This window comes from Nocardiopsis sp. iso_238 (assembly GCF_056173325.1).
Window position 1 is genome coordinate 5,471,927 of sequence record NZ_CM149668.1, and the last position, 9,202, is coordinate 5,481,128.

At 71.4% G+C, this 9,202-nt stretch carries 9 protein-coding genes and 2 tRNA genes; 3 read left to right on the forward strand and 8 right to left on the reverse strand.

Going from position 1 to position 9,202, the window contains the following annotated elements:
* Positions 1–120: 120 nt before the first annotated feature.
* Both AC0VYL_RS24630 and AC0VYL_RS24635 read left to right on the forward strand, forming a co-directional pair.
* Positions 121–1,329, forward strand: a complete 1,209-nt coding sequence (locus AC0VYL_RS24630; protein ID WP_475481611.1) for a pyridoxal phosphate-dependent aminotransferase — start codon at positions 121–123, stop codon at positions 1,327–1,329.
* Positions 1,330–1,447: 118 nt separating this feature from the next.
* Positions 1,448–2,497 carry an adenosine deaminase gene (locus tag AC0VYL_RS24635; RefSeq protein WP_475481612.1) on the forward strand — a complete coding sequence of 350 codons (1,050 nt, stop codon included), beginning with the start codon at positions 1,448–1,450 and terminating at the stop codon, positions 2,495–2,497.
* A 32-nt stretch (positions 2,498–2,529) separates the two neighbouring features.
* Here the strand turns inward: AC0VYL_RS24635 and AC0VYL_RS24640 are convergent, their stop codons facing one another.
* A complete protein-coding gene (locus AC0VYL_RS24640) occupies positions 2,530–3,123 on the reverse strand; it encodes a TMEM165/GDT1 family protein (protein ID WP_475481613.1) in 594 nt (197 codons plus the stop codon).
* A 385-nt stretch (positions 3,124–3,508) separates the two neighbouring features.
* On the opposite strand from AC0VYL_RS24640, the gene AC0VYL_RS24645 reads away from it, so the two are divergent.
* A complete protein-coding gene (locus AC0VYL_RS24645; protein WP_475481614.1) occupies positions 3,509–3,817 on the forward strand; it encodes a hypothetical protein in 309 nt (102 codons plus the stop codon).
* Between the two features lie 9 nt (positions 3,818–3,826).
* On the opposite strand, the gene AC0VYL_RS24650 is transcribed toward AC0VYL_RS24645, so the two are convergent.
* From AC0VYL_RS24650 to AC0VYL_RS24680, 7 genes are all read right to left on the reverse strand, one after another.
* Positions 3,827–4,897 (reverse strand): UDP-N-acetylmuramate dehydrogenase, encoded by a 1,071-nt coding sequence (locus AC0VYL_RS24650; protein ID WP_475456370.1) that lies wholly within the window; start codon positions 4,895–4,897, stop codon positions 3,827–3,829.
* 62 nt (positions 4,898–4,959) lie between these two features.
* Positions 4,960–5,388, reverse strand: coding sequence for a MaoC family dehydratase (locus AC0VYL_RS24655; RefSeq protein WP_475456372.1), 429 nt, complete (start codon positions 5,386–5,388; stop codon positions 4,960–4,962).
* Positions 5,389–5,403: 15 nt separating this feature from the next.
* Positions 5,404–5,847 (reverse strand): MaoC family dehydratase N-terminal domain-containing protein, encoded by a 444-nt coding sequence (locus tag AC0VYL_RS24660; RefSeq protein ID WP_475456374.1) that lies wholly within the window; start codon positions 5,845–5,847, stop codon positions 5,404–5,406.
* Between the two features lie 158 nt (positions 5,848–6,005).
* Positions 6,006–6,170 carry a 50S ribosomal protein L33 gene (gene rpmG / locus AC0VYL_RS24665; RefSeq protein WP_026117477.1) on the reverse strand — a complete coding sequence of 55 codons (165 nt, stop codon included), beginning with the start codon at positions 6,168–6,170 and terminating at the stop codon, positions 6,006–6,008.
* Positions 6,171–6,271: 101 nt separating this feature from the next.
* A tRNA-Met gene (locus AC0VYL_RS24670) sits at positions 6,272–6,347 on the reverse strand.
* Positions 6,348–6,449: 102 nt separating this feature from the next.
* Positions 6,450–6,525, reverse strand: a tRNA-Thr gene (locus AC0VYL_RS24675).
* A gap of 278 nt (positions 6,526–6,803) precedes the next feature.
* Complete coding sequence (locus AC0VYL_RS24680; protein ID WP_475481615.1) at positions 6,804–8,909, reverse strand: AAA family ATPase; 2,106 nt, start codon at positions 8,907–8,909, stop codon at positions 6,804–6,806.
* Positions 8,910–9,202 lie beyond the last annotated feature (293 nt).

A 9,202-nucleotide genomic window follows, 5' to 3' on the forward strand; every position in this document is an offset into this window, starting at 1 on the left:
GGATGTGACACCCGCACGCGACCGGCCGACGCGGTGAGTGTACGCCCTCATCACGGCTATGGACAAACCGGTTCCCCCTCCGGCCCGGAGCCGCGAAGGCGCACGTGACACGATGGAGACATGACTGACCGACCCCGCGTCTCCGCACGTATCAGCGCCATCTCCGAGTCCGCCACCCTCGCGGTGGACGCCAGGGCCAAGGCCATGAAGGCGGAGGGCCGCCCCGTTATCGGCTTCGGCGCGGGCGAGCCGGACTTCCCGACCCCGGACTACGTGGTCGAGGCGGCCGTGGCCGCCGCGCGCGACCCCCGCTTCCACCGCTACACCCCCGCCGCCGGGCTGCCCGAGCTGCGCGCGGCCATCGCGGAGAAGACCCGCCGCGACTCCGGTTACGAGGTGGAGCCCGCCCAGGTCCTGGTGACCAACGGCGGCAAGCAGGCCATCTACGAGGCCTTCGCCGCCATGCTGGACCCGGGCGACGAGGTCCTCGTCATCGCCCCGTACTGGACCACCTACCCGGAGTCGATCAAGCTGGCCGGGGGTGTGCCGGTCGTCGTCGTCACCGACGAGAGCACCGGGTACAGGGCGGGTGTCGAGCAGCTGGAGGCCGCCCGCACGGAGCGGACGAAGGTCCTGGTCTTCGTCTCGCCGTCGAACCCGACCGGTGCCGTCTACCCGCGCGAGCAGGTGCGCGCCATCGGCCGCTGGGCCCACGAGCACGGCCTGTGGGTGCTGACCGACGAGATCTACGAGCACCTGGTGTACGGCGACGCGGAGTTCTCCTCGCTGCCCGTCGAGGTGCCCGAGATCGCGGACCGCACCGTGATCGTCAACGGTGTCGCGAAGACGTACGCGATGACCGGCTGGCGGGTGGGGTGGATCATCGGCCCCAAGGACGTGGTGAAGGCGGCGGGCAACCTCCAGTCGCACGCCACCTCCAACGTCGCCAACGTCTCCCAGGCCGCCGCGCTGGCCGCCGTCTCCGGCGACCTGACCGCCGTGGACTCGATGCGTGAGGCCTTCGACCGCCGCCGCCGGACCATCGTGCGCATGCTCAACGAGATCGACGGCGTGCTCTGCCCCGTGCCGGAGGGCGCCTTCTACGTCTACCCGTCGGTCCGGGGCGTGCTCGGCCGGAGCATCCGCGGCCGGACCCCGCACACCTCCGCCGAGCTGGCCGAGATCATCCTGGACGAGGCCGAGGTCGCGGTGGTGCCCGGTGAGGCCTTCGGGACACCCGGCTACCTGCGCCTGTCCTACGCGCTCAGCGACGAGGACCTGGTGGAGGGCGTCAGCCGCGTCCAGAAGCTGCTGGCCGAGGCGGAGTAGCCCCGCCGGACGCCTTCGACGGCCGACGCGCCCCGGGTTCCGGCCCGGGGCGCGTCGGCCGTTGTGGTGTTGGCCATTCCTGGCACGCTCGGTGCCCTTCATACGGCAGGCTTGGTTCATGGAGACACCGACCACCGCCCGCCGGCTGGACCGGCTGCCCAAGGCCCACCTGCACCTGCACTTCACCGGCTCGATGCGCCACGACACGCTGGTGGAACTGGCCGAGGAACGCGGGGTGCACCTTCCCCAGGCGCTGGTGAAGGAGTGGCCGCCCAAGCTCAGGGCCACCGACGAACGCGGCTGGTTCCGCTTCCAGCGCCTCTACGACATCGCCCGCTCGGTGCTGCGCAGACCAGAGGACATCCACCGCCTCCTGCTGGAGGCGGCGGAGGACGAGCGGGAGGCCGGTTCGGGCTGGCTGGAGATCCAGGTCGACCCCAGCGGGTACGCGTCGCTCTTCGACGGACTCACCGCGACCCTGGAGCTGATCCTGGACGCCGCCCGGGTGGCGGAGCGCGAGACCGGGGTGGCGATCGGTCTGATGGTGGCCGCGAACCGGACCCGGCACCCGCTCGACGCCCGGGCCCTGGCCCGCCTGGCCGCCCAGTACTCGGGCCGGGGCGTGGTGTCGTTCGGGCTGAACAACGACGAGCGGCGCGGGCGCGCGCGTGAGTTCGAGGCGGCCTTCCGGATCGCCAAGCGCGCGGGGCTGCTCTCCACGCCCCACGGCGGGGAGCTCAACGGCCCGCGCAGCGTCCGGGAGTGCCTGGACGAGCTGGACGCCGACCGGATCGGCCACGGGGTGCGCGCCGTGGAGGACCCCTACCTGCTGGAGCGCATCGCGACCCAGGAGGTGACCCTGGAGGTCTGCCCGACCTCCAACGTGGGCCTCGGGGTGTTCGAGGAGCTCGAACGCGTTCCGCTGCGCAGGCTGTACCAGGCCGGGGCTCCGATCGCCCTGGGCACCGACGACCCTCTGCTGTTCGGTCCGCGCCTGGTGGAGCAGTACCGGATCGCCCGTGAGGTGTTCGGGTTCACCGACGCCGAGCTCGCGGACCTCGCGCGGATGTCCATCCGGGGCGCCGGGGCGCCCGACTCCCTGAAGAAGCAGATGCTCTCCGGGGTGGACGACTGGCTGGCCGCGGAGCCGGAGCCCGTGGGGGGTTGAGCGGGGCGGGGGTCTCCCCCCGCCCGGCGCGCTCAGGCCAGGAGCATCCACGCGCCCTGGCCGAGCATCGCCGCCCCGGCGACGAAGAACAGCACGGCGGCGCCGATCCGGATGGCCCGCTCCGGGAGCTTCTTTCCGAGGACGGCGCCGATGGCGATGGCGATGGCGTCGGCGGCGACCATGCCGACGGTGGAGCCGATCCACACGGGGAGCCAGTGGTACTGGGTGCCGACGGTGATGGTGGCGAGCATGGTCTTGTCACCGAGCTCGGCCACGAGGAAGACCACGAACACGGTCATGAAGCCGGAGCGGATGCGGCGGGAGGCCGCGCGTTCCTCGTCCTTGTCGGACATCTCGTCGCCGCGCAGGGTCCACAGTCCGAAGACGAGGAAGGCGAACCCGGCCACGAGGGTGAGCCAGTCGGTCGGGACGGCCGCGCCGAGGACCTCGGCGATGAACACGCTGCCCAGGTGCACCACGGCGGTGGCGACGGTGATGCCGAGGATGACGGTGAGGGCGCGGTAACGGGTCGCCAGGGACATCGCGACCAACTGGGTCTTGTCGCCCATTTCGGCGATGAAGATGGCGCCCGAGCTCACGCCGAGGCCGATCAGAAAAGCTGACATGGTTCTCCCGCTGTCCGTGATGGGCAGAAGGAGGCGGAGAACGCCCCTTCAACCCGGTCGTTTCCTACCGGGTCAAAGGTCTCGTCCGCCCGCTGCGCTGGGCTCACACGGCCGGGACGGCGGCGTCCAGTGTGTCGACCGTGTGCATTGGGGACTACTCCCCTTCGACGCTCACGACATTACCAGAACCATTGTTGATTGCAATTTATTGATCTGTCGAATTGATTTATCAGGTTGGCCTGATAAAGGTGTTGGATGCGCCTAACTTATTTCTTGGGCGCATCGTCACGGGCCGTGCCGCCCCGCTGACGCTGGGGATCCTGGCAACCGGTGACCTGCCTCATGCGTCCCTCCGGTCACATTCCCCAACGCGAGGAGCTCCCCCGTGCACCGCAAGACACCCCTGGTCATGAGCGCGCTCATGACACCGCTGCTCCTGGCCGGATGCGCGGCGGAGGTCTACGACCAGGACGCGCACCGCGACATGGTCGAGTCGTACGGGGCCCGGGCCAACGACATGGACGCCGTCACCCGGGTGACCCGGTCGGCCTGCGACGCGGAGAGCGCGGCGGCCTGGACCGAGGGCTACATGGACCAGGGCAGTGACCCCGGCCTCCTCGTCATCGGGGTCGACCAGATGTGCCCCGACCGCCTCGCGGAGTTCGAGGAGGCGCTGGCGCCCTTCGGCTGGTGACCGCCTGGTTCAGAGGCTGACGCCGAGCATCACCGGTTCGTTGACCAGGCGCACCCCGAAGGCCTCCTCGACCCCGGCCCGCACCTCGCGGGCCAGGTCCAGGAGGTCCGCGGTGGTGGCACCGCCGGGGTTGGTGAGCGCCAGGGTGTGCTTGCCCGAGATCCGCGCGGGGCCGTCGCCGTAGCCCTTGGTGAACCCGGCCCGGTCGATCAGCCAGGCGGCGGAGAGCTTCACGTTGCCCGCGTCGTCGGGGTGCCCCGGCACCTCGGTGTCGGCGCCCAGGCGCGCGAGGGCCCGCTCGCGGAAGGCCGCGTACTCCTCGGCCGACAGGACCGGGTTGGTGAAGAACGACCCCGCGCTGCGGGTGTCGGGGTCGGCGGGGTCCAGGACCATGCCCTTGCCCCGGCGCAGACCGAGGACGACCTCGCGCGCCCGGGCCAGCGGCACCCGCTCCCCGGCGTCCACTCCCATGGTGCGGGCCACCTCGGCGTACCGGACGGGGCGGCTCAGCGGCCCGCGGCGCAGCTCGAAGACGACCTCGCACACCACGTACCGGTCGTGGCCCTTGAAGGCGCTGTCGCGGTACGTGAAGCCGCAGTCGGTGTTGGAGAGCGTGACCAGCTCCCCGGTGGTGCGGTCCAGGACCAGCACCTCGCGGACGGTCTGGCTGACGTCCTGGCCGTAGGCGCCCACGTTCTGGATGGGGGTGGAGCCCACCCGCCCGGGGATGCCGGAGAGGAACTCGACGCCGTTGAGCCCCTCGGAGACGGTCCGCTCCACGAGCGGGTCCCATTCCACACCCGCGTCCGCCCTCAGCAGGACGATCTCCTCGCCGGTCTCCGGGTCGGTTCCGGCCTCGGTCGTGGTGACGCCCTGGGAGGCCACCAGGACCACCGTGCCGGGGAACCCGTCGTCGGCGACGACCAGGTTGCTGCCGCCGCCGAGCACGAGGACGCGCTCGCCCTCGCGGTCGGCCCCGGTGACGAGGGCGACGAGCTCGTCGGTGGAGCTGGCGGTCCGGAAGGCCTTGGCGGGGCCGCCCAGGCCGAGGGTGGTGTGGTCAGCGAGCATCGTGGACACGGGGCATACCTCTTGCGGAGAGAACGAACGCGGGTGCGGGCGGGTCGGTCGCGGCCGGGCGGCTACGAGGCCAGGCGGACCACGGCGGAGGCCTTGGCCAGGACCTTGGCCCCACCGGAGCGTGCGGTGAGCAGAACGGTGACGGTGCCGTCGTCGTTCTTGGCCTTCACCTTGCCGCTGACGGTGATCTCGGCGCCCTGGTCGTCGTCCGGGACCACCACGGGCGCGGAGAAGCGCACAGAGTAGTCGACGACGCTGCCGGGGTCCCCGGTCCAGTCGGTGACGACCCGGCCGGCCTCGGCCATGGTGAACATGCCGTGCGCGATCACGTCGGGCAGGCCGACCGACTTGGCGAACCGCTCGTTCCAGTGGATCGGGTTGAAGTCACCCGAGGCGCCCGCGTAGCGGACCAGGTCCAGGCGGCGGACCGGGAAGGTCCGCTCGGGGATCTGGGTGCCGACCTCGACGTCCGCGTACTTGATCGTGTTCACAGTCTTCCCCGCTTCCTAGGAACCCCGGACGACGAGCATCATGCCCGCCGTCACCACGTGCTCACCGTCGGCCGCCTCGGCCACCGTCTCCATGGTGATGAGCTCGTTGCCGCCCAGCGCCTTGATGTCGGTGATGCGGGTGACCGTGCTCAGGACGTCGCCCGCCTGGAGCGGACGGCTGTAGCGGAAGCTCTGGTCGCCGTGGACGACCCGGGAGAAGTCCACCCCGAGGTCCGGGTCGGCCAGGGCCAGCGCGGACCCGGCCATGCCGAGGATGACGGGGAAGGTGGGCGGGGCGATGACGTCGGCGTACCCGAGGGCCTTGGCGGAGGCCGTGTCGAGGTAGACGGGGTTGAGGTCGTTGATCGACTCGGCGAACTCGCGGATCTTGCCGCGCGTCACCTCGTAGGCCTCGGGGGCGGGGTACTCCCGGCCGAGGTAGTCAGGGTTGATCGCCACGCTCTGTCTCTCCTGTGCGGTGTGCGCTCACGGAGCGGCCGGGGCTGCGCCCGCCGCCCGTGTCAGCAATAACAAAAGCCCGGTGAGCGAAGTGCTCACCGGGCTGGAGTCTACGAGAAGCCGACCGCTCCCTGCCGGGGACGACGGACCTGGAGAACCTAGCGGGTCTCGCGGTGGTCGTTGTGCTTGCGGCAGTTCGGGCAGAACTTCTTGATCGTCAGACGGTCGGGGGTGTTCCGACGGTTCTTGCGCGTGATGTAGTTCCGGTGATTGCACTCCTGGCAGGCCAGGGTGATCTTCGGCCTCACGTCTGTGGCAGCCACTTCGGAGTGCCTTTCTCGCTGGAGACATTACCTGGGCGCAGTTGAACACTGCTGGAGACCCACGACGACCCCTGAGTACTGGGCCTCAGGGGTCAGCGGGTTGGTAGCGGGGGCCGGACTTGAACCGACGACACAGCGATTATGAGCCGCTTGCTCTACCGACTGAGCTACCCCGCCCCGATCAGAACGGAAGGACATCCTATCCTGGATGTCCCTCTGTCAAGGCCGGTGAAGTTCCACCGGCCACCCACCTGAGTGGACCGGAACCTCGTCAAGTGGTGGAGCCCCTTTACGGAATCGAACCGTAGACCTTCTCCTTACCATGGAGACGCTCTGCCGACTGAGCTAAAGGGGCGCGCTGTGGGACTTTCTCTCGTCCGCCCCGGGGGTGTTGCCCCCTTGCGCTGAACATGACTATACAGGGATCCGGGGGTGCTCTGCCAAATCGAGCGCCGGGCGCCCCGGAGGAGGCCCGCCGGGACGTACTCCGACCCCCTCCCCCGCACTCCGCACGGAACACGGGAACCCCTGGTCGACAGGGGTTCACACGCGCTCTCGGGGCCCTCCGCACCGTCCGGCCCGGGGCCCGGAAAAGGGCGGATGTGACGCCGTGCACCCGGCCCGGGCCCGGTCTCAGCCGTTCGGCTCGGCCAGCCAGACGTTGGACATCGCGTCGCGGTTGATCGTCCGGATGTCGGCGGGCAGGCCGAGCCTGCGCAGGGCGTCGGACAGCCGGGTGTCGTGCGTGAACACGATGAGCTGCCGGTGCCGCCCCACCTCGGCCAGGACCGCCGCCAGCCCCTCCACCGTCTCGGTGTCCATCGCCTGGACCGGGTCGTCCAGCAACAGGAAGCCGAACGGGTTGCCCTCCACCAGCGCGCGCGGCAGGCAGATGGACAGCGCCAGGGCCTGGAACTCGCCCTGGCTGAGCAGCCCGGGCGCGCTGGTCTGGTCGTCCACGCCGTCGACGGAGACGTCCACCTCGACCCTCCGGCGGGCGCCCCGGCCGATCAGCCGCATGCCCTGGAGGTCGATGTGGCGTTCCTGGCGCAGCCGGAACCAGACCTGCTCCGCCTGGGAGATCACGGGCCCCAGCCGTTCCGCGCGCACGCCGCGCGCGTGCTCGGCCAGCCAGTTCAGGGCCGCCTCCGCCGCCCCCAGGGTCTCGCTCGCCGCCACGGCGTCCTGGGCGTCGTCCAGCCAGCCGGAGAGCCGTTCCGCGAGGTCGGACCAGCCCTCGGTGGGATCCTCCAGCCGTTCGGAGGCGTCCCGGCGGGCGCTGACCGCCGCCGCCCGGAGTCGGCGGCCCACGGTCTCGATGTGTTCGGCCAGCTCCCCGAGGTCCTCGATGTCGGAGCCGGACTCCCAGAGCGCCCACACCTGACCGAGCTCGCTCTCCGGCGGCAGCCAGGACGGCACCGGGGAGAGCAGGAAGCGTGCCTGGTCGCGCGCGGCGGAGGCGCGGTCGTAGGCGGCCGAGGCGGAGGCGGCCTGGGGCCGGAGCGCGCGGAGCTGCGCGTTGGCGCGGCGCACCCAGTCGGCGCCGAGCGCCCCGGTCGCGGCACACGTGGGACAGGTGGTCTCGGTGGGGTGGCGCTTGTGGTGTTCCAGCGCCTGTTCGAGGAGCTGGACCACGCCGTGCGCGTGGTCGCCCTTGCTCCCGGCCGCCATGGCCAGTTCCATGGCGGCACCGCGCAGTTCGTTGACGACGTCCGCGATGAGCGTGCGCTCGGGGACGGCCAGGCGGCGCAGGCGGCGCAGGACCACGTGCAGGGCGGGGTCGCTGGGGCCGTCGTCGGAGGCGACCCGGCGCAGCGCCTCCAGGTCCATGGAGGGCGCGGAGAGCACACCGACGGCCTGGACCGCCCGGGGGTCGTTGGAGGCGCCCAGGACGTCCAGGAGCGGCCGCAGCTCGCGGGACGGCCGGTCGCGGCGCCGGGCCAGCCCGTCGCAGACCTTGGCCAGTCGGCGCTCGGCCTCCGCGAGCCCGGTGAGTCCGAGCAGCGCCGTGAGGGTGTCGTACAGCTCCGCCGCGCGGCCGGTGACCGTGCGGCCGAGTTCGTCGTAGGACAGGAACGGCCGGTAGCGGACGAGGTTCTCGCCCCAGTCGAGGGTGCGCAGCGGGGAGACGTCGCCGTTGGGGTGCACGACCTCGCCGCGCGCGGAGCGGACGCTCTCCCCGGTCCAGCGGCGGCTGATCCGGGTGGGTCCGGGGTCCCCGGCGATGTGGATGTCCACGGTCGCCTCGGTGCGCTCGTCGTAGTGCAGGTTGCGCCAGCCGTCGCGCCAGCCGGTGGGCATGGCGTCCCAGCGCGGGTTGCGGCCGGTGAGGGCCGCCTCGGCGGCCTCCGCGAAGCTCGACTTGCCGGAGCCGTTGCGGCCGACGATGACGGTGAGGCCGGGGCTCGGGGAGAAGGTGAGGTCGGCCGGTCGGCCGATGCCGCGGAACCCCTGGACGCGGATGCCGGTGAGGTAGGCCCGGCGCACCCGTCCGGGCGGCGGCTCGGGCGACTCCCCGGGGACGATCCCGGGGATGTGCTCACCCCTCAGGAGCGCCTCCAGCGCCTCCTCACCCCACAGGGCGGCGCCGACCCAGGTACGGACCGCCTCGGGCAGCCCCGAACGCGCCAGGGCGTCGAGGAGTGCCTTGGTGGTGGGGTCCTCGGTCTGGGGTGCGGCCGCGTGGCCGTCCCGTCCTGTGCGTGTGTCCGCCTCGGGTCCCCGAGTCACCTTCGCCACCCCGCTCCGTTCTCGAACCTGCACCTGCAGAGTAGGACAGGACGGGAGGAAGCGCGCTGGTGATACGCGCGCCGGACGGCACCCGATACCCGTCGTACCCGATTGCGCCTCCGCTTCGCTTCGGAGCGTGTTCGGCGCCTTCGCAGAGGGATCCGGGTTCAGAAGGCGACACGGCATCCTCGTCTACGCCTGACGCTCGCTCCTCGCTGGCGGTTTGCTTCGTCTTGCTCGGTGCTTGCTGGAACCCGGACTCTCCGGCGCCTCACTCCCCCGAGGACCGGAGGTGACCCAGG

Coding starts and splice junctions, on each gene's coding strand:
- AC0VYL_RS24630 (WP_475481611.1), top strand. CDS start 121: ATGACTGACCGACCCCGCGTCTCCGCACGTATCAGCGCCATCTCCGAG.
- AC0VYL_RS24635 (WP_475481612.1), top strand. CDS start 1,448: ATGGAGACACCGACCACCGCCCGCCGGCTGGACCGGCTGCCCAAGGCC.
- AC0VYL_RS24640 (WP_475481613.1), bottom strand. CDS start 3,123: ATGTCAGCTTTTCTGATCGGCCTCGGCGTGAGCTCGGGCGCCATCTTC.